The organism is Vibrio aquaticus, from assembly GCF_003970385.1.
GTDB lineage: Bacteria > Pseudomonadota > Gammaproteobacteria > Enterobacterales > Vibrionaceae > Vibrio > Vibrio aquaticus.
Genome location: NZ_RXZH01000001.1, coordinates 1,169,585 through 1,189,826, shown reverse-complemented (window position 1 = coordinate 1,189,826; position 20,242 = coordinate 1,169,585). Strand labels below are relative to the sequence as shown.

The window sequence follows — 20,242 nt, the reverse complement described above, 5'->3', positions numbered from 1 at the left end:
TCGATTAAGAAAACTGTGACTGAGTGAAACGGAACAAGTAATGAGGACCGCCCGCTTTTGGACCCGTGCCTGACAACCCTTGGCCACCAAACGGCTGTACGCCAACCACTGCACCTACTTGATCTCGGTTGATGTAGCAGTTACCCACGCGAGCGTGTTTTTCAATCCAACGGTACGTGGTTTCATTACGGCTGTGGATACCCATGGTTAAACCAAAACCGGTTTCATTGACTTGCTCAACCACTTTGGTTAGTTCGCTCGCTTTAAAGCGGACGATATGCAAAATCGGGCCAAACTGCTCTTCTTTGAGACAAGAGATATCACCAATTTCAAACGCCGTTGGTGGAACAAAGTCACCGTATTCTTGGTCTTCCTTCAGGGCAAGCTGCGCGACTTTCTTTTCCGTACTTGTCATCAACTCAATGTGTGCTAATAACTTCGCTTTCGCTCCAGCATCAATAACCGGGCCTACGTCTGTCGAATGAAGATAAGGTTTGCCAATGCTTAGTTCCTGCATCGCACCTTGAATCAGCGCTACAATACGGTCAGCAATGTCTTCTTGAACATAAAGAACACGCAATGCACTACAGCGTTGACCTGCCGAAGCAAATGCCGAGCGAATAACGTCACGGACAACTTGCTCTGGAAGCGCGGTGCTGTCGACAATCATCGCGTTTTGACCACCGGTCTCCGCAATGAATGGAACCGGTGAAGCATCGCGCTCAGCCAATGTCTGGTTGATACGCTGCGCTGTTGCGGTTGAGCCGGTAAACGCCACACCCGCAATTGCAGTATGAGAAGTCAGCGCTGACCCAATTTCCGCACCGCGGCCAGTGAGAAGTTGGACAGTACCCGCAGGGAAGCCTGCATCGATCATCAACTCTACCGCTCGTGCTGCGATCAAACTGGTTTGTTCAGCTGGCTTAGCAACAACGGTATTACCCGCAACAAGCGCCGCTGTTACTTGTCCTAGGAATATCGCCAGTGGGAAGTTCCAAGGGCTGATACACACGAACACACCACGGCCTTTGCGTGACGCAATTCGCTCTTGACCATCAAAGCCCGTGATTGAAAATTCACCGAGCCCATCGACTTGTTTTGCGTAGTAACGACAAAAATCGACCGCTTCACGCACTTCATCAATACTGTCGTGAATTGTTTTGCCTGCTTCTTGATGACATAGCGCAACTAACTCCGCCAAATGCTCTTCAAGAAGATCGGCTAAAGTATCCAGTTTTTCAGCACGCTGCTGAATAGGTAAGGCTTGCCAAGCAGGAAACGCTTGCTCTGCGCCTTCAATCGCTTTCGTCACTTGCTCTAGGCTTGCAAACGCGACCTGACCAACGTTAATACGGCGATCATAAGGTGCGGTAACCTGCTCAACATTGCCGTTTTCCTTGATCATGCTTTCGGCGAGTTGTTCACCGTTGATGATAGGACCAGCCGTCCATGTTTTGCTCAGGAAGCTTTCCACTTCATGTTCAAAAGGTTTGGCTTCACTTTCGATATCAACATTTATCCCAAGCGAGTTTTTACGTTCTGGGAAGACTGCCGGCGGCAGTGGAATCTGTGTGTTGTTGAGTGTGTCAAACGCTAGCAGCATATCTACTGGGTGTTGAGTCAGACTTTCTACTGGGCAACGAGCATCAACCAAACGGTGTACAAACGAACTGTTAGCACCATTTTCAAGTAGACGGCGCACAAGGTAAGGCAGCAGATCTTTATGGCTGCCTACTGGAGCATAAATTCGAACCGACTGCTGGTAAGCTTCCATTGCATGGTTGTAGAGCGAATCACCCATGCCATGGAGGCGTTGGAATTCAAAATCTTTGTGTTGAGCCATCACTGCAATAGAAGTGACGGTTTGCGCGTTGTGGCTGGCAAATTGAGGGAAGATATTGCCACGCACATTGTCACTTAATAGGAAGCGTGCACACGCTAAGTACGCAACATCAGTCGCTTCTTTGCGAGTGTAAACAGGATAGTTAGTGAAGCCTGCTTGCTGAGACCATTTGATCTCGCTGTCCCAATACGCCCCTTTTACTAAGCGAAGTGGGATAAGATCGCCCTGTTCTTTCGCCAGCGCGTTAAGCCACACTAAAACGGGTAATGCACGTTTTGAGTACGCTTGGATTACGAGGCCAAACTTGCCCCAACCTTGCACAAGCTCGCTGCGATACACTTTTTCAAACAGTTTTAGCGAAAGCTCTAGTCGATCCGCTTCCTCAGCATCGATCGTGATCGCCACGTCTAACTCAACGGCACGGCGAAGAAGCTGCTGCAAAGTATCATACAGCTCAGTCAGAACTCGCTCTTCATTCGCGACTTCATATCTAGGATGAAGGGCGGAAAGTTTTATAGATACGGAAGGCGCAGGGCTTTTAGCTTGAGCGTAGTCATCTCGCCCAACAGCTTCAATCGCCATTAAGTAATCTTTAAAGTACTTATTCGCGTCCGCGGTAGTTAATGCCGCTTCGCCCAGCATGTCATACGAGTAAGTAAAACCTTTGTCTCGCATTGGGCGACCATTCTTCTGCGCTTCCGCAATACTACGACCAAGTACAAACTGGTGCCCCATCACTTTCATCGCCTGGTGCATCGCTTTGCGAATCACTGGCTCAGACATCTTGTTCACTAAACGATTAACGGCACTGGTAGGGCTTTGAGATTCATTTTCAGAAAGACCAACCACTTTACCCGTAAGCATTAGGCCCCAAGTGGAGGCATTAACAAACACTGAATCTGAATTTTTAAGGTGCGATTTCCAATCAGCGACAGTCAGCTTGTCTCGGATAAGAGCATCTGCCGTTGCTGAGTCAGGAATACGCATCAACGCTTCCGCCAAGCACATCAAAAGAATGCCTTCTTGAGTATCAAGGCTATATTCCAACAGCAACGCATCAATCATTTGGATCGATTTTTTATCTGCACGGATTGATTCGATTAACTGGGTCGTTTTCGCCGCAGTCGCTGTTTTTTCTTCATCCGTCGGGGTTGCTAGTGGCAGAAGTTGCTCAAGCCATTGTGATTCGTCCACCATATAAAGTGGCGAGATCAACGACCACAGCTTGTTAAGCGGCTGCTCAACAAACTCTGTATTTAACACATCAGTCGCTGTAAACATGCGTTTTCCTCAGTCTCACACCCAAATTCAGTTTGGGTTTCCTACAATGGCTTGCAGTGTATTTTGAGCCCGAGAAGATTACTTGTCAAAAACTCCGAGTTTTTTGCTAAAAACCACGATTATTAACAAAATAAAAACAGTGTCACATCCAAATAAGCAAAATTATATATGGTAAAAATTATCTTATTTAACCAAATTGTTTCTTGTACTGAGAGGGAGAGATTCCCTGTAAACGTGAGAAGGTATGAGTGAAAGTACTTTGACCAGAGAAGCCGGTAAACTCAGCGACCTGACCAAGCGTTAAGTGGCCTTTCTCAATCAACTGCTTAGCCATATCAATCCGTTTACCGAGTACGTATTGATGAGGGGTAATACCCATCTGACCTTTAAACAGTGAATGGAACTGACTCTCACCGAGGAAAACGCTGCCAGCGAGTTGGGTTACCGATATCTTTTGGCTTAAGTGCTGCTCTATATAGCGGTCAATGACTTCAAGATCAAAGCGAGAGTCTTTACGAACCGTTTCAAATGCCATCATATGTCTCTGCATTAGGGCAACTACGGTATCACTGCACGCTCGGCTCAATAACATATCTTCTGGGTTCGACTGCATTTCAGCAACCAACATTTGAATCAGTTTTTGGATCTGTCCATCCAATTGAAAGTAGATCTCTTTTTGGTTCAAATCATTAAGACGCTGCAACATAAGAGGGTCATCTGCATTGGGCATCGGCATATTCAGGACGAGGATATCGGATTGCCCCACTACGCCACCAAAAGCATGGCCACTGCCTGATGTCACAACACAACCTTGTCCGGGGCCCACCAAATTGCCCAAGCCGCTCACTTCAAACTCAGCCTGCCCTTTTAGGCCGATCACCACTTGGGTGTAATTGTGGTCATGACATTCCATATATGAAGGCAAAGTGACGAGTTGTGCCGGGCGAGGTGACAATTCTTTGGCAGTGTCAGTCGCTAAATGGAGATCTAAAAAGAGGGACATAATCCACCACGATATCAGGTTGAGCTATGCGTTACATGGTATAACAAAAGTGATGTAACTCGAAATTTCTTACACCAGCACAAATATTCGAAAACAACCAAGCTAGACAGACATTCTATAAACAAAGGCCGGAGCGGTGAAAAAACAACCATCTCGTTCACCGGAAGAATGATCAAGTGCACATAAATTACGGCTGTAGTCACTTCTATGGGGGTTAGTTAATGATGTTCTCGATTCTTTACTTGCATATTTTGTCAATCTGCCCAAAATGATTATGGCTAAACATAAATTATCTTTAGATCAGATAATGTTAGCTATAGAAATCATTCTCAGGTTAAGTTGAGAAGCTGGAAAAAATAGACCATTAAGGCACTGAGGATAGGGAACGTCAAAAGTTTGTCTTTTGCTTTGCTTAGCGTGCAAATAGCAGAAAGATGCACAGAGTCCTATTTTTTACAGATAATTAAACGTTATATAGTTTGCAGGGAATTATGATCACACGTCGCATTCCAGCGCTTTTGCTTGCGCTAAGCCCGGTATGGGTTACTACTTCGATTCATGCTGAAGAATCTGTACAGGCTGACCCAGTATCTGAAATCGAAAATAAAATTGATACAAAAGAAACAGAAATCAATACGATGGCGGCAGAGTACAGCTCTGAATCAGAACGCCTACAACAACTGCAGAATGAAAACAGTAAACTTAAACGCAGCGAACAAGAGCTAAACGCTAAGCGCAATCGCACCAAGTCTGCACTCGACAAGCAGTACAGTCGACTACTGGACGATCCAGAGATTGACTTAATGTCTTTCCAGAAAGCCTACCAAGACGCTTGGTCAGAAGTAAAAGCGAACCAGTCAGAGTTGCTTGAAAGCCAACAGGCGATCACTGAAAGCAAAATGCGCCTTTCGCAAGTTAAGCAAAAGCAAGCGCGCTTAAACAGTGAATATTCATATTTGAAAGAGCAGAAAGTAGAAGCGCGTGTGAAACGCCTTGAAGCTGAACTTCGTGAAAGCGATGTGATTGAAACTAGCTACAAAACGACCTGTTCTGCGACCATGACACTGGGTGAATGTACTAGCCAAGGTCAGTACCTTACTAAACAGAAAGCCGTTAAAGCGTTCAAATCTAAGCTGATGGAAAACCTAACGGAATCGAACATTGCTAAGCAGAACGCAAAAGGTGTTCAGCTCAATGTTCATGTTCAAGAAAGCCAAGTGCTGCGTTCTGGGTTCGAAGGCAACAACAGCTACTTCACGCAAATGCAAGCACAGCTTCAGGCGCGACCAGAAGCATCAGCAGCGTGTAAACTGCTTAACGTGTCAACGCGATACTGTCTAAAAGGCAGCCAAGCAGAAGCGCCAAAGAAACAAGACAAAAACTGGGTGAACGTCACTGTTCGTTCAGACCAATATGAAGACAGTGTTGTGATCAACGGCATCAACTATGGCAGCACTCCGGTAGAAGTCGTTCTACCACGCGGTCAACACCAAGTAACGGTGTCAAAAGATGGCTACCAAACGTACAACCGAACTATTACGGTCAGTGCGAGTGACACCGTTTGGGTAAAACTTCGCCCTAATGGCTAAGTGCTAAAATCTCAACCGATTTCACAAAGATGATCTAAAAATGCCACTTTGTCTTACGTTAACCAACGATAACTTAAGACAAAGTGGCATTTTCGTTTAGAATATACCGATTAATCAGTAACAAGATGTAGAAGAAGTTCAATGCGCCCAGGTTTATCTGCCCTCTTAATAGCATTATCTCCGTGTCTATTTTTGCCTTCGGCAAATGCACAAGAGACATCAGACTCCGTCACACAAATTGACGATCAATTGTTCACGCAACATGATGAGCTCAATGGCCTAAAGCAAGCGCTACAAACCGAGCAAAGTCATGTAGCGGAGAAAAATGACCGCTTGGCGGTATTAGGCAAAGAGGCAGAAGCCCTCGACAAGGAATTTTCGAAAGCTAAGCAGCAGCTCGAAGAGACCTACCAAAAGCTTGAAAACGAACCTGGCATTGACCTTATTGAGGTTCAAAAACGTTATCAAGATGCTTGGTCTCACGTAAAACAGAATCAAAAATCTCGCCTGTCTACTGAACAAGAGCTCGTTGAAGCCCAAGCTAAGCTTGCCCAAGCAAATCGTAATGTTGAGGCAAAGATTGCGGTGATTACCGAGCTTGAAGGGAGTAAAGCGCGCGCACGTGTTGAGCAGTTGCGTCAAGAGCTGACTCAGCCCAACACTCTCTCGATCAGCTTCACTAACCGCTGCCAAGCTTCTTTGACCTTGGCACAGTGTGACAAGCAGACCCAAGCATTAGCACTACAAAAGTCCGTAAAACAGTTTAGAGCGCAAGTTATTGACCAAGTAACAGAGCAAGCTCTGGTTGAACGTAACCTCAGAGAATCTTCACTCAACATTCATATCGTCAGACATAAGACCACCAGCAGCGGCTTCTATGACGGTGAACGTTACCGTGCGCTGATGGATGTGACACTCGAAGCACGTCCATCTGCCAAAGTGGCCTGTCAATTGTTAGGCGTTGATAACCAATACTGCTTTGCTCCTGGAGAATTAGACATCGCACCTCAGTTCGAGCAAGAAATCGCTTGGGTAACGTTAGCGATTCGCTCGAACCTTTACGACGATAAGGTCACTATCGATGGTGTCAACTACGGCAGCACTCCGGTCGAAGTGATGCTACCAATCGGTATTCACAACGTTGTCGTTCAAAAAGAGGGCTACCACCCTTTCACCAAGCAAGTGTCGGTTAAATCTGATTCTTCGTTAAGAGCTCAACTAACTGAGAAGAGTAACCCTCTACGTTCAGGCGACAAATTTGCCGATGTAATGCAAGGTAAGCTTGGTAAAGCGCCTCAAATGGTTGCGATTCTTTCAGGCACTTACTACACCGGTGAAAACGCGTCGAATCAGGTTCACCTTGATCATGCTTTCGCGTTTGGTGCCACTCCGATTACCGTCAGTCAGTTTACGACCTTTGTCGAGCAAACAGGCTATCAGACCGATGCTGAGCTAAAGAATACGTGTACTGCCCTACTCCAAGGTGAGGTAACTCCAGTAGAAAACAGCAGCTGGAGAGATCCAGGCTTTAAGCAATACCCTAACTCTCCAGTGGTGTGTGTTAGCAAAAATGATGCGCAGTCCTACACGAATTGGTTACGCAAACAAACGGGCCTATCTTACCGACTCCCTACCGAAGATGAGTGGGAAATCGCATCACGAGCTGGCAGCCATGAAAAATATTGGTGGGGTAATGAGTTCCGCAGCGGCGAAGTGAATACGGGGTGGAGTGGCACTCCTTGGTCAAATATCAGTACATCTCCGGTAAGTGCATTCAAACCGAATAGCTTAGGTGTTTACGACACCGTGGGTAATGTTTGGCAATGGACGAGCAACCCACAAGGCATGGCAAAAGGGGGCGCGTGGAATTTCTCTCCTGAAATGGCGGCAGCAGATAAGCAGCTATATCTTTCAAGCTCTTCTGCAGCGAACTACTTAGGTTTCAGAGTCGTGCGCGACATCCGATAGTCTGAGTACGAATACCGACCAAAACAAAACGCCGCTGAACATCAGCGGCGTTTTTTATTTTTATGGCGCTAAACGGTCAATATGCCATTGTTCTTGCTCTCGGGAGAATAAGAATCGGTCATGTAAGCGATGCTCACCACCTTGCCAAAACTCAATGCTTTCAGGCCTGATACGGTAGCCACCCCAGAAACTCGGTACTGGAATCTCACCACTCTCAAACTTTTTCTTTAGCTCTAAAAATTTCCCTTCTAGCACGCCACGTGCAGAAATACGGCTACTCTGCTTACTCGCGATGGCAGCAAGCTGACTCGACTTTGGACGAGAAGAAAAATACTTCATGTTCTCTACAGCCGTGAGTTTTTCAGCCACACCCGTAATGTGTACCTGTCTCTCTAGCGGATGCCACGGAAAATGAAGACTGACTTTCGAATTGGCTTCAATCTGCTGAGCTTTACGGCTACCTAAGTTGGTATAGAAAATAAAGCCGTCACTGTTCACGTCTTTCAACAATACAATGCGTTGGAAAGGCTGGCCTGTTGCATCAACCGTTGCCACCGTCATGGCGGTGGGATCGGTTAAATTTGCATCTACCGCTTGTTTAAGCCAAAAGTTAAATTGGGCGATCGGGTCTGCCAGCAGATCTTTTCTTCGCAAACCACCTTTCGTATATTCGCGGCGAATATCTTCAAGCTCCATCTTTTTCTCCTCAGCGAAATTTTTGCAACGATTGTGCGCTCTTACCTTAAATAACTCAAGTTTTTACGCGTCAACATCGACTTTGGATTATCCATTAGGACAACGAAAATCACGGTGTATACTATTTAAGAAAACTATTCTTACACCAAAAACTTAACATTTGGTTAGATGAGTAATAAAATCAATAAAATAAAGAACATTTTCGAGGGACACCCATGAGCAAGAGCGGTTATGACAAGCTCACTCCGGACGAGTTAGAGTATGTCGATGACAAGACTGCTGCACTTCTATTGAACACACCAAATAGCGCCAGAGTGATGCTATGGGTCATGGTGTTGTTCTTCATTCTTGCGGGCGTATGGGCTTCGTGGGCAGAAATAGATAAGGTCACCGTTGGTCAAGGTAAGGTCGTCCCTTCCTCCCAAATTCAGGTAGTGCAAAACCTTGAAGGCGGTTTAGTCAAAGAAATTCTTGTTCGTGAAGGGCAAACGGTTGAAAAAGGTCAGCAGCTTCTGCTTATCGATGATACTCGCTTCCGTTCAGATTATCGTGAACGCGAACAACAAGTCGCAAACTTAACCGCCAGTGTATTGCAGCTTTCTGCTTCAATCACGAGTGTGGTGATCAACGAAGATTTTGATGAAACTAATTGGCAAACCAACGTTCAACTTAATTTCAATAAACTCGCTTTCCCGCCCGTTCTTAACGAGCACAAACCCGAGCTCGTCGCACGTCAACGCGCTGAATATCGTCAAGACTTAAACAAGCTACGTAACCAAATTTCGGTTATCGATCAGCAAGTGAAACAAAAGCAGCAAGACTTGGTCGAGATTCAAGCTCGTGTTCGTAACCTGCGTGATGGCTACCGTTTTGCGAATAAAGAACTTGAGATCACTCGCCCTCTCGCTGACGAAGGGGTTGTGCCTAAAATCGAACTACTCAAACTTCAACGCCAAGTGAACGATACCCGCCGTGAACTCACGTCAAGCGAACTGAAAGTGCCGGTCTTGAAATCGGCTATTCGTGAAGCCATGCTAAGCCGAATCGATACCGCGCAAAAGTTTCGTTCAGAGCAGCAAGAGAAGCTTAACCAAGCTCAAGATAAGCTTTCATCATTAACCGAATCTACGATTGGACTGGAAGATCGAGTCAATCGTACGATTGTCACTTCTCCGGTGACAGGTACCGTCAAAACACTGAATGTAAATACCGTAGGCGGCGTTATCCAGCCAGGCATGGACATTGTGGAGATCGTGCCTAGTGAAGACACTTTGCTAGTTGAAGCGAAGATCGCACCGCAAGACATTGCTTTCTTGCGCCCTGATCTTCAAACCATCGTAAAGTTCAGCGCCTATGACTTTACCAAATATGGCGGTTTAGAAGGCACGTTAGAACATATCAGTGCCGATACCACGACCGATGAAGAAGGGAACAGCTACTATTTAGTCAGAGTTCGTACCAAAGAGACCAGTTTAGGTACAGAGAACTCTCTACCTATTATCCCTGGTATGACAGCCTCTGTTGATATCATTACCGGCAAGCGCACCATATTGGAATATCTGTTAAAGCCTATCCTAAGCGCACAAACCAATGCCCTTAAAGAATAAACAGGAAAAGGAATGACACGTGAATAGCCGTCAAACATCTCAACCACTCGGCAGTGATAGTGAAAAGTCATAAACGGCTTACTACCGCAATTGCGCTTTGCGCACTGTTGCTAGCGTCAACAACATCGTTTGCTCTTAATACCCAAGAGCAACGTTGGGTGGACGCGGTTAAAAGAACTTACGGTGATAGAGCTGGAAAAAGGGTGGAGACTTGGCGTAAGGAAATGAGTCAATACAAAGGACTTTCCGAACGAGACAAGCTCACTAAAGTGAACAATTTCTTCAACCAACTTTATTTCGTTAATGACATCAACTTATGGGGCAAAAACGATTACTGGGCCACACCGCTCGAATTTTTAGGAAGTAATGCCGGTGACTGTGAAGACTTCACAATCGCTAAGTACTTCTCTCTTCTTGAATTAGGTGTCTCAGATCGGAAACTCCGTCTAGTGTATGTTAAAGCCATTGAATTAAATCAATTTCATATGGTATTGGCCTACTACTCTAAGCCCAGTGCAGAGCCAATACTGTTAGACAACATTAACCCACAAATCAAAAAAGCATCCGCTCGCCGAGATTTGCTACCGATATACAGTTTCAACGGTAAGAATTTGTGGTTAATGAAGTCAAAACAAGGACAACTGGCAGGGAAGTCTTCAAGATTAAGTCTATGGAATGACCTTCGTGCCCGCGAGAAATCGCTCAAGTTGAACAAACCTAAAATTAATTATGATGAGTAGGCAATATGACTCTATATAAACAACTTGTCGCGGGGATGATTGCGGTTATTTTGATGCTATTGATTTCGGTGTTTATCATTGAATTTAATACCACTCGAAACAACCTCATTCAGCAACAGCGCTCAGAAGTAAACAACACGATCAACACGGTCGGTTTGGCGCTTGCGCCTTATCTAGAAGACAAAGATCAGGTTGCCGTAGAATCCGTGATCAACGCTCTGTTCGATGGCAGTAGTTATTCCGTTGTTCGACTGATTTTCCTGGATACCGGAGATGAGATTCTTCGTTCATACCCAATAAAACCATCCAACGTGCCAAAATGGTTTACTCAGCTGAATCTGTTCGAAAAGATACATGATCGTCGAGTAGTCACCAGTGGCTGGATGCAACTTGCTGAAGTCGAAATCGTGAGCCACCCTGGGGATGCCTACACCCAGCTTTGGCTTGCTTTCGAGCGTCTTGTCATCGCATTCTGCATCATCATGTTAATCGGTTTATTCTCGATATCTTTCATCCTTCAGCGTGCTTTACGCCCACTTCAGCTCATCGTTGACAAGATGGAACAAGTGGCTCGTAATCAATTTGGTGACCCACTTCCAAGACCTGCAACACAAGATTTGATCTACGTGGTCGATGGCATCAACAGCATGTCGGCACAGTTAGAAAAATCATTCAAAGCCCAAGCAAAAGAAGCGCAGCAACTTCGCGAACGCGCTTACATAGACCCAGTGTCTCAATTGGGTAACCGCGCCTACTACATGAGCCAACTTAACTCTTGGATTGGCGAAGGTGGTTTTGGCGGCGTTGCGATTCTTGAAGCGAGCTTTATTCGCGAGCTGTATGACGATAAGGGTTACGAGGCAGGTGACGGCATGATCCGAGAGCTCGCCGATCACCTAAAAGTGTCGCTCACTGCACCAGATGTTACGTTAGCTCGTATTTCGACGGAAGAATTTGGCTTCATCCTGCCAAACATGGAAGAGTCAGAACTCAAGCTCATTTCGGAAAGCATTGTTACCTACGTTCAAGACATCAACGCGGATCCCACAGGCATGGCAAGCTCTAACCTTTCATTAGGTGTGGTATTCAATAAGACTGCCACAAGCTCTAGCGAATTGCTCACGATGCTAGATAACGCATTGGCAAACGCGAAGTCGAACCCTGAAATTACCTATGGTTACGTCACTGGTGAAAACAGCGACAACTTAATGGGCAAACAGCAGTGGAAGCTACTAGTAGATGAGGCGATCAGCAACGATTGGTTTAACTTCCGCTTCCAAGCTGCAAACAATAGCTGGGGTAAAACTTACCATCGTGAAGTCTTCTCTGCGATTGAAAAAGACGGCGAACGATTCAGTGCTAACCAGTACTTATTTGCATTGGAGCAGCTTAATTCTAGTCACCTCTTTGATGAATACGTCATTGAGTCAATCACAAAACGTCTTACAAGCGGTGAATTCAAAGAGCCTGTCGCAATTAACATTTCTCAAAGCAGTATCTCTCAGCCTAGCTTTATCCGTTGGGTGACTCAGCTGTTAAACAAACACAAGTCGGTAGCATCGTTACTGCACTTCGAAATCCCAGAGAACTGTTTTATCAACTCGCCACACCATACCGCTCTATTCTGTAATGCGGTTCGCAGCTCTGGTGCCGATTTCGGTGTCGACAACTACGGCCGAAACTTCCAATCTCTGGATTACATTAACGAGTTTAGACCGGCTTATGTGAAGTTAGACTATCTGTATACCCACCATTTAGATGATGAGAAGCAGAAATTCACCCTGACTTCGATTTCTCGTACGGCGCACAACTTAGGGATTAAGACCATTGCATCACGCGTAGAAACTCAGACACAGCTCGATTTCTTATCTGAGCACTTTATTGAGGTCTTCCAAGGCTTCATCGTAGATAAATAACAGAAACAAAGGTATAGCATGCAGGATCCGCTATTAAACTCACTTATCTACGTCAGTCGATATTATGGTTTAGCAAACTCTCCAGAGGCGTTAGTTAACGGTTTACCCCTTTCAGACGGTAAGCTCACGCCTTTTCTTGTTCCACGCGCCGCCGAGCGTGCAGGGTTGGTCGCTAAGGAAAACCGCTCTGATTTACTGGATATCTCACAGCTTGTTTTACCCGTCGTCCTTATCCTAAAAAGTGGTGATGCTTGTGTTCTCAACAGCCTAAGCGACGACAAAACGGAAGCCGAGATCGTCACTGGCGAATCTGGCCTCGTTCCTATCTCCATCTCTATTGAGGAGTTAAGCGAGCAATACATTGGCCGCTATTTCTTGGTAAAGAAGCAGTTTCGCTACGATGAACGCTCTCCAGAGGTATTAAAAACACGCGAAGGACATTGGTTTTGGGGAACCATTTGGAAGTCAAAACGCATCTATCGAGATGTGCTGATCGCGTCTATTTTGATCAACCTCTTTGCCATTGCTGCCCCAATGTTTACTCGCTTGGTGTACGATAAGGTTGTGCCCAACTTAGCGTTTGAAACACTGTGGGTGTTGGCTAGCGGTATTTTCGTTATCTTCTTGTTTGACCTAACACTCAAGTTAATGCGCAGCTACTTTATTGATGTGGCGGGCAAGAAATCCGATATCCTCATCTCTTCTAAGCTATTCAGCAAAGTTCTTGGCATCCGCATGGAAGCAAGACCGGCTTCCGTCGGCGCGTTTGCAAGACACCTGCAAGAATTTGAATCGATTCGAGAATTCTTTACCTCTGCAACCATAGGTTCACTCATCGATTTACCTTTTGCGATTTTGTTCCTTGTACTGATTTGGCTTATGGCGGGTAACTTAGTGATCGTACCGATCGTCGGTGTACTCATCTTGATTATCTACTCTCTATTGATCCAAGGGCCGCTGCGCCACACAATCGAAGAGGGGTCACGATTAGCATCGCAAAAGTATGCCAACCTGATTGAAAGTCTATCCGGGCTAGAAACCGTTAAGTTGTTTGGTGCACAAAGCCAATTCCAATTCCGTTGGGAAGAAGCGGTTGCTCACATGGCGAACTGGAACATTAAGAGCCGCCGAATCACCGATGGCATCCAAAACACTGCGGGCTTCGTTCAACAGGCCTCCAATGTCGGAATGATCATCTTAGGTGTCTATCTGATCTCAGAAGGCGAACTGACCATGGGTGGCCTTATCGCTGCAACCATGCTGAGTGGCCGAGCCATTGGTCCGATGGTTCAGCTGTCACTGCTTTCCACTCGCTACAACCAAGCCAAGTCTTCTATGACAATCATTGAACAAGTGATGTCGATGCCTGATGAGCAAGAAGAAGGGAAACGTTACATCCACCGCCCTATCATTCACGGCAAGATCGAGTTGGATAAAGTGACCTTCCATTACCCTGACTCCCCTATCGCTTCGATTCGTGATTTGAGCCTGACGATTAACCCTGGTGAAAAAGTCGCGATCATTGGTCGTATTGGTTCGGGTAAAACAACCCTAGAGCGTATGATCATGGGTCTGTACAAGCCAACAGAAGGCCATGTACGCATTGACGATACCGACATTGAGCAACTTCATCATATTGATATCCGCAGAAACATTGGTTGTGTCCCTCAAGATAGCCAACTCTTCTACGGAAGTATTCGTGACAACATCACATTAGGCCGACCTCTAGCCGATGACCGAGATGTGTTAGATGCCGCAAACCGCGCTGGTGTGACTGTCTTTACTCAACAAGATCCCGCTGGTTTAGAACGCCAAGTAGGTGAAGGTGGTATGTTGCTGTCTGGTGGTCAACGCCAAGCAGTGACGATTGCTCGCGCCCTATTAGGCCGTCCTCCGGTGCTTCTACTCGATGAACCAACCAGTGCGATGGATAACCGCTCAGAAATGCACATTAAGCAGCAGCTTGCTCAGTTAAAGCCAAGCGAAACCTTGATTCTGATTACTCACAAAACCTCGATGCTTGATGTCGTAGACCGCGTCATCGTCATGGAGAAAGGTTGCGTGATTGCAGATGGTCCAAAAGCAGAAGTACTCAATAGTTTGAAACAAGGTAAGGTCCGAGCGGTCAACCAATAATGACTACGATTATCGCGCTCTAGCCTGATTTTCACCGATAAAGAAAGCCATTCGATTCTACATCGAATGGCTTTTTGTTTTACTACTCGTAAATCGGTTTACTGTTAGTAATTAGTTAGTTGAACAGTTTGCTGGAGCAACTTCTTTCCATACGCCCCACTGACCAGACTTCGAAGGATCATCACCTTTCGTCCACCATTTCGCTTCCCAAACTTTACCAGCCCAAGAAACTTGATCGCCGCCAGTGTAAACCGTACCTGCTTGCCACAGATTGCTACACAGTTCGCCACCTGATGTGAACTTAGCAACTGCCACAACAGCGGAATCTGACGCACTCTCTTGACCATCGCTCACTGTCACAGTGAAAGTCAGTGATGTGTCTTGCGTGTACTCTGGAGCAACAAAACTGACTGTTGCGCCGCTAACTGTCGCCTCTAAACCAGCAGGTACATCCCATACAAACGTTAGAGTGTCATTGTCAGCATCACTTGAAGCCGAGGCATCAACGACGACAACATCACCTGCGTTCACGTTTTCTGGCGCACTGACTGACGCTACTGGTGCTTGGTTTAGCGGTGGTAAGTCTTTTGAGTTAACTGTAACAACAACCGTATCAGATGCAGATGCACCTTCGTTGTCCGTTACCGTCAGTTTAAAGCTCAAAGTTTCAGTCTGAGCCACTTCTGAAGCTGCAAAGCTCGCTGTTGCTGTGTTTGCACCCTCAAGAGTTACTGACGTTCCAGAAACTTGAGTCCATTGATAACTCGCAACTGTACCGTCAGAGTCGCTAGAAGCAGTGCCGTCTAAAGTTACTGTTGCAGGACCAACAACGGTCACATCCGCACCCGCATTCGCCACAGGATCACGATTCAACGGTGGACCACCCGCTAAGCCTTCGTGCATTGCATTTAGGATGTCACCGTTATCTGCATCAATTTCCCAAGAGAACAGACCCGCAAGCCCTAGGTCACGTACATACGTACCTTTGGCTTTCACTGAGCGGTCATCATCAAATGTGATTAACTGACCCGTTGTTGGGTTCCATACCCAAGGCGCTTCTGCTTGCGCGTCATAGCCATATTCGAAGCCATTGATACCTTGACTGTTATCACCAAGCATAAAGGATTTAATGCCTTTATAATCGATAACACCATCTTCCCAAACGCCTTGTGCGGTAGAGCCTTTCAGCTTGCCATTACCCACACCTGTCATTGGGTCGGTAGGATCAGAAAGCGTATCAGGCGTTACCCCTTCCCAACCACGACCGTACATTGCAGTACCAAGAACGAGCTTACTAGCAGGAACACCCTGAGCGAGCAGAAGTTGAATGCCGTTATCAGAGGTGTAAGCAGGGCCTTTGTATGGTTCGCCATTTTCATCTAGACCAGTACCGTCACATTGACCTGGACGCATGAAATTACCACAGTACAGTGCCGTTTGATGGCCAACAACGTTGTTCCAACCACCGTAGAAGTCATAAGTCATCGCGAAGATGTAATCCATGTACTGGATTGCTTCGCCATAGTTCACGTCTTCAATCTTGTCGTGACCGACACCAATTGCAGAAGTCAGTTCGTAAGTGCGGCCAGTTGACGCTTCAAGCTCATCAAGCATCACTCGTAGCTCTTGCATTAGCGCAATGTAAGCAGGACCATCATTTACCGGATCACCTCTGTCAGTTGCTGCACCGCCGCCACCAGGGAATTCCCAGTCAATATCCACACCATCATAGAATTTCCACGTGGTCAGGAAACGCTTCACAGAAGCAACGAATGTGTCTCGATTTGCTTTGGTGGTAAAGTCAAAAAACGGGTCAGAAAGGGTCCAACCACCAATCGATGGGATAATTTTAAGATCTGGGTTGCGCTGTTTTAGCGCCATCATCATGGCATAGTTACCCTTAATTGGTGAGCTGTATTCATGGCCAGCTTGAGGGAAACTTTTCTGGAAAGCAGCCCAAGGGTCATGGATAACAACTTCATAATCAGGCACACCCTGACACGCAGTCATGAGGGCATTGAAACTGTTACCACCTACCGATTTGACAGATTCGTTCGGACCACAAATAGGGATAAATCCATACAAAATATGCGTTAAGTTGTCTGCAGGTAGGTTATCGACCGTATAGTCACGACCATAGATACCCCATTCAACAAAGTAAGTACCAACAACAGTGTTAGGGTCTGTATTGTAAGATTTATTGTTTGGGTCGATGTTCATCGTCAGTGGTTTCAAGTGTGAACCATCTGTATCAGCAACAACGATTTCCGCTGGTGCACTGGTACTACAACCCGAAGTGCCACAGGCCTCGATAGTCATTTGATACAGACCACCTTGACCATACTTAAAGTTCGCGCTTGTTTGACTGCCCGTGATTGGGCCTGTCGCTACTTCTACGCCATCAAAGTAGATTTTATATGTGTCACCTGTTTCGCCACTCCACTGATTAAACTTAACGGTGATATCTGCTTCTTCGTGATACTTCACCATTTGGTTGTAACCAGAGGTTGTTTCCATCGCTAATTCAATCTTAGAAAACTGAAGATTGTTTGAGCCATAGACATCAACACTCGGTGCTGAAGGGGCCGCCATCGCTGCGCTTGATACCGCTAAAGCAACACCTGCAGCGCATAAAGTTATACGATTCATACCTATTTCTCTCATTCCTTGAATATTTGCCCCAAGATCGGGCCAAATCTGTTTCCGCAATTCGGAAACATCAACATCAGTATTGAAGAGACTTTTTTTTAGATAGAAAAAATAAAAACTAAATTCGAGGCAAGGTCAAAAATCATCTTAACGTTAACAAGTTGTTACATTGCAAATTGAACCTTGAGTCAGAAATTTATAAATTCTAGCTGCTGCAGAATAATTACATACATATCAATAATTAGCAGAATGTAGAACTAACATCACAGACATATAAAGAATAGAGCACTGCCACCAATGGCATTGGTAACAGTGCGATAAAGATTAAAGTGATTTAAAACGTGCCGTGAAATGGCGCAGAACCGGTGGCTCGTAGTCAAAAGTTAACCCTTTGAGCTCATGAGCTCGCTCTTTCAGCGCTATGATCGCGTCGGCAATGTAGTCCATGTGGTCATTGGTGTACACGCGGCGTGGAATGGTCAAACGCATCAGTTCTAACTCCGACGCTTTCTGTTCACCCGTTTCAGGATCACGACCAAGCAATAGCGAGCCGATTTCTACAGCGCGAATCCCAGCTTCAAGATAAAGCGCGTTACACAGTACCTGTGCTGGGAACTGCTCAGCCGGAATATGCGGTAAGATTTTCGCAGCATCGACAAACACCGCATGGCCACCTGTTGGGTACTGAATCGGGATCCCTCCTTCACGCAATCTCTCACCCAGGTACTCTACCTGACTGATTCGATAGTGAAGGTAGTCCTCATCTGCCCCTTCATAAAGACCACGGGCTAACGCTTCCATATCTCGACCAGCCATACCGCCATAAGTGACAAAGCCTTCCATTGGTACACAGCGAGTCTGCACCGCTTGGAACAGCTCTTCATGATCACGAATACAACAAAGGCCGCCAATATTAACCATCGGATCTTTCTTAGCAGACATAGTGAGCATATCGCCATACTGATACATCTCACGAATGATCTCTAAAATCGACTTGTCTTGGTATCCCTCTTCTCTTTGTTTAATAAAGTAAGCGTTTTCACAGTAGCGAGCCGAGTCAATCACAACAGGAATGTCGTTCTTGGTTGCGATTTCATAGACCGCTCTCATATTAGCCATCGACACAGGCTGACCACCCGAGCTATTACAAGTTACGGTCGTAATGATCGCACAAATGTTTTCTGAGCCATGTTTTTCGATAGTCGCTTCTAGCTGTTCTAGGTCGAAGTTACCTTTCCAGTCATAGGGGGTTGTTGTATCGAAGGCGTGTTTATCCACCACATTAATCGCTTTGCCACCATTAAGCTCGATATGGCCAGCCGTTGTGTCAAAGTGATAATTCGAGATAAACACCGGCTCAGTACCTCCGCGCACTGACTTCATTCGTTCAATTAAGGCTGGGAAAAGGATCTGCTCTGCGCCTCGACCTTGGTGTGCTGGAACAGTCAGTTTATAACCAAAGAAATGCTCAACCGCCGCACAAAGATTGTAATAGTTTCGGCTACCCGCATAGGACTCATCGCCCATCATGATACCTGCCCACTGATTGTCACTCATGGCACCAGTGCCAGAATCTGTTAGAAGGTCAATATAGACATCGTCACTGCGTAAGAGAAAGGGGTTCAATCCCGCCGCATTCAAAGCTTCGACTCGGTCATCCCACGTCGTCATTTTGATAGGTTCAACCATTTTGATGCGGAAAGGTTCAGGGATACGTTTCATCATTAATTTCCTTTAGATAAATCAGTGCTCACCGCGTTCGAAGTGTCGAGCGGTGGGTAAATAAAATAAGACTAATTAACGCCAGAGGCGTCTAAGGGGAATTAACGAAGCAGAGATTCTTTACTTAGAAGAGAAAGGGTGTAGTCCAAGTTGTACCATGGCGACAACACTAGTCTGCTGTCTAACATAGTTTGGTATGCCATAGCGCTATCCTCCTGATGAATTGAACATGCTTACAATATAGTAGATAGGCTGCCCCTATTTCCGTGAAACGTAGCTCAATTTTATAAACTAACAAAATGAAACGGGCCAAATCAATAATGAAACTTTCGTGAAATTTTCTAACTTCTTACATTTGTCGATTGCAAACATTGCTCAAGCTAGGCACTCTCTTTGGGTTAAGTGCCTGTTTATTAGGAAACTCAAATGAAAATTAAAACAACACTACTTGCTTCAGTTGCGCTAGGTCTCAGCGCGTTTGCTAATGCCGATGTAACGATCACTATCCCTGATACTGTGGATGTATTAGTCGTCAACGACGCGAAACCAGAATTGTCTGGTAGCTTTTTTTCAGCAGCGAAAACACTGACCCTGCCAGATGGTGAGAATCAAATCTTATTCACCTACAACCCTTACTTTGATCAAGGTAAAGATCGCATCATCTTAGAAAGTGACCCTATTATTGGTACTTTTACGTCTGAAAACACCAACCTTGAAATTGACCTCCCAACCTATCGAAACGAACATGACGCTAAAAAGCAGATTCGCAACGTCACTTGGGATCTTAAGACAACTGATGGCGATACGATCGCGGTGAAGAAAGACAAATTGGTAAAAGACGGAATGCAAATCGGTCGAAATCACCAGTTAGAACTGGCTGAATACAACCGTAAAGGTGGTATCGCTGCACTATCAACGGCAGTGGTTGCCCCTGTGACTCTTCCGGCTAAACTGCCTGAAGGAGACAGCAAAGCCGCTGCAACAACGGCCGAAGAAATGCTTCATTTCTGGTATGCCAAAGCAGACGCTGAAACTCAGCAACGCTTTAAAGCTTACATTAACGGTAAGTCATGAAAACCGAGCCAGCGTACC

At 45.8% G+C, this 20,242-nt stretch carries 12 protein-coding genes; 7 read left to right on the top strand and 5 right to left on the bottom strand.

The features are described 5' to 3' along the window. Window positions 1-4: 4 nt before the first annotated feature. Both putA and EJ063_RS05055 read right to left on the bottom strand, forming a co-directional pair. The gene (putA, locus tag EJ063_RS05060; protein ID WP_126572904.1) at window positions 5-3,124 is read right to left on the bottom strand and encodes a bifunctional proline dehydrogenase/L-glutamate gamma-semialdehyde dehydrogenase PutA; all 3,120 of its coding nucleotides are present in this window, start codon (window positions 3,122-3,124) and stop codon (window positions 5-7) included. 187 nt (window positions 3,125-3,311) lie between these two features. Continuing rightward, window positions 3,312-4,127: an AraC family transcriptional regulator gene (locus EJ063_RS05055; protein WP_126572903.1), complete on the bottom strand. Its 816-nt coding sequence runs from the start codon at window positions 4,125-4,127 to the stop codon at window positions 3,312-3,314. 491 nt (window positions 4,128-4,618) lie between these two features. Between EJ063_RS05055 and EJ063_RS05050 the strand changes: the two genes are divergently transcribed. Both EJ063_RS05050 and EJ063_RS05045 read left to right on the top strand, forming a co-directional pair. Continuing rightward, window positions 4,619-5,716 carry a PEGA domain-containing protein gene (locus tag EJ063_RS05050; protein ID WP_126572902.1) on the top strand — a complete coding sequence of 366 codons (1,098 nt, stop codon included), beginning with the start codon at window positions 4,619-4,621 and terminating at the stop codon, window positions 5,714-5,716. 141 nt (window positions 5,717-5,857) lie between these two features. Further along, the gene (locus EJ063_RS05045) at window positions 5,858-7,684 is read left to right on the top strand and encodes a formylglycine-generating enzyme family protein (RefSeq protein ID WP_126572901.1); all 1,827 of its coding nucleotides are present in this window, start codon (window positions 5,858-5,860) and stop codon (window positions 7,682-7,684) included. A gap of 60 nt (window positions 7,685-7,744) precedes the next feature. Here the strand turns inward: EJ063_RS05045 and pdxH are convergent, their stop codons facing one another. Further along, window positions 7,745-8,380 (bottom strand): pyridoxamine 5'-phosphate oxidase, encoded by a 636-nt coding sequence (gene pdxH / locus EJ063_RS05040; protein WP_126572900.1) that lies wholly within the window; start codon window positions 8,378-8,380, stop codon window positions 7,745-7,747. A 215-nt stretch (window positions 8,381-8,595) separates the two neighbouring features. Here pdxH and EJ063_RS05035 point away from each other — a divergent pair, with 215 nt between their 5' ends. The 4 genes from EJ063_RS05035 to EJ063_RS05020 all read left to right on the top strand — a co-directional run bounded on the left by EJ063_RS05035 (window position 8,596) and on the right by EJ063_RS05020 (window position 14,779). After that, window positions 8,596-9,987 (top strand): HlyD family type I secretion periplasmic adaptor subunit, encoded by a 1,392-nt coding sequence (locus tag EJ063_RS05035; protein WP_126572899.1) that lies wholly within the window; start codon window positions 8,596-8,598, stop codon window positions 9,985-9,987. 89 nt (window positions 9,988-10,076) lie between these two features. Beyond that, a complete protein-coding gene (locus EJ063_RS05030; RefSeq protein ID WP_126573120.1) occupies window positions 10,077-10,727 on the top strand; it encodes a transglutaminase-like cysteine peptidase in 651 nt (216 codons plus the stop codon). Between the two features lie 5 nt (window positions 10,728-10,732). Next, the gene (locus EJ063_RS05025) at window positions 10,733-12,643 is read left to right on the top strand and encodes a bifunctional diguanylate cyclase/phosphodiesterase (protein ID WP_126572898.1); all 1,911 of its coding nucleotides are present in this window, start codon (window positions 10,733-10,735) and stop codon (window positions 12,641-12,643) included. 18 nt (window positions 12,644-12,661) lie between these two features. Further along, window positions 12,662-14,779, top strand: a complete 2,118-nt coding sequence (locus tag EJ063_RS05020) for a type I secretion system permease/ATPase (RefSeq protein ID WP_126572897.1) — start codon at window positions 12,662-12,664, stop codon at window positions 14,777-14,779. 111 nt (window positions 14,780-14,890) lie between these two features. Here the strand turns inward: EJ063_RS05020 and EJ063_RS05015 are convergent, their stop codons facing one another. Both EJ063_RS05015 and EJ063_RS05010 read right to left on the bottom strand, forming a co-directional pair. Next, complete coding sequence (locus EJ063_RS05015; RefSeq protein ID WP_126572896.1) at window positions 14,891-17,428, bottom strand: glycosyl hydrolase family 18 protein; 2,538 nt, start codon at window positions 17,426-17,428, stop codon at window positions 14,891-14,893. Between the two features lie 324 nt (window positions 17,429-17,752). After that, on the bottom strand, window positions 17,753-19,150 hold the full coding sequence (locus tag EJ063_RS05010; RefSeq protein WP_126573119.1) for a tryptophanase: 1,398 nt from the start codon (window positions 19,148-19,150) through the stop codon (window positions 17,753-17,755). A gap of 426 nt (window positions 19,151-19,576) precedes the next feature. On the opposite strand from EJ063_RS05010, the gene EJ063_RS05005 reads away from it, so the two are divergent. Then, window positions 19,577-20,224, top strand: a complete 648-nt coding sequence (locus EJ063_RS05005) for a DUF2057 family protein (RefSeq protein ID WP_126572895.1) — start codon at window positions 19,577-19,579, stop codon at window positions 20,222-20,224. The last annotated feature ends 18 nt before the right edge of the window (window positions 20,225-20,242 follow it).

What these genes read in the sequence shown, in the direction of transcription:
- EJ063_RS05010 (WP_126573119.1), bottom strand. Translation starts at nt 19,150, where the DNA reads ATGAAACGTATCCCTGAACCTTTCCGCATCAAAATGGTTGAACCTATC.
- EJ063_RS05020 (WP_126572897.1), top strand. Translation starts at nt 12,662, where the DNA reads ATGCAGGATCCGCTATTAAACTCACTTATCTACGTCAGTCGATATTAT.
- EJ063_RS05050 (WP_126572902.1), top strand. Translation starts at nt 4,619, where the DNA reads ATGATCACACGTCGCATTCCAGCGCTTTTGCTTGCGCTAAGCCCGGTA.
- EJ063_RS05005 (WP_126572895.1), top strand. Translation starts at nt 19,577, where the DNA reads ATGAAAATTAAAACAACACTACTTGCTTCAGTTGCGCTAGGTCTCAGC.
- pdxH (WP_126572900.1), bottom strand. Translation starts at nt 8,380, where the DNA reads ATGGAGCTTGAAGATATTCGCCGCGAATATACGAAAGGTGGTTTGCGA.
- EJ063_RS05035 (WP_126572899.1), top strand. Translation starts at nt 8,596, where the DNA reads ATGAGCAAGAGCGGTTATGACAAGCTCACTCCGGACGAGTTAGAGTAT.
- putA (WP_126572904.1), bottom strand. Translation starts at nt 3,124, where the DNA reads ATGTTTACAGCGACTGATGTGTTAAATACAGAGTTTGTTGAGCAGCCG.
- EJ063_RS05045 (WP_126572901.1), top strand. Translation starts at nt 5,858, where the DNA reads ATGCGCCCAGGTTTATCTGCCCTCTTAATAGCATTATCTCCGTGTCTA.
- EJ063_RS05055 (WP_126572903.1), bottom strand. Translation starts at nt 4,127, where the DNA reads ATGTCCCTCTTTTTAGATCTCCATTTAGCGACTGACACTGCCAAAGAA.
- EJ063_RS05025 (WP_126572898.1), top strand. Translation starts at nt 10,733, where the DNA reads ATGACTCTATATAAACAACTTGTCGCGGGGATGATTGCGGTTATTTTG.
- EJ063_RS05015 (WP_126572896.1), bottom strand. Translation starts at nt 17,428, where the DNA reads ATGAATCGTATAACTTTATGCGCTGCAGGTGTTGCTTTAGCGGTATCA.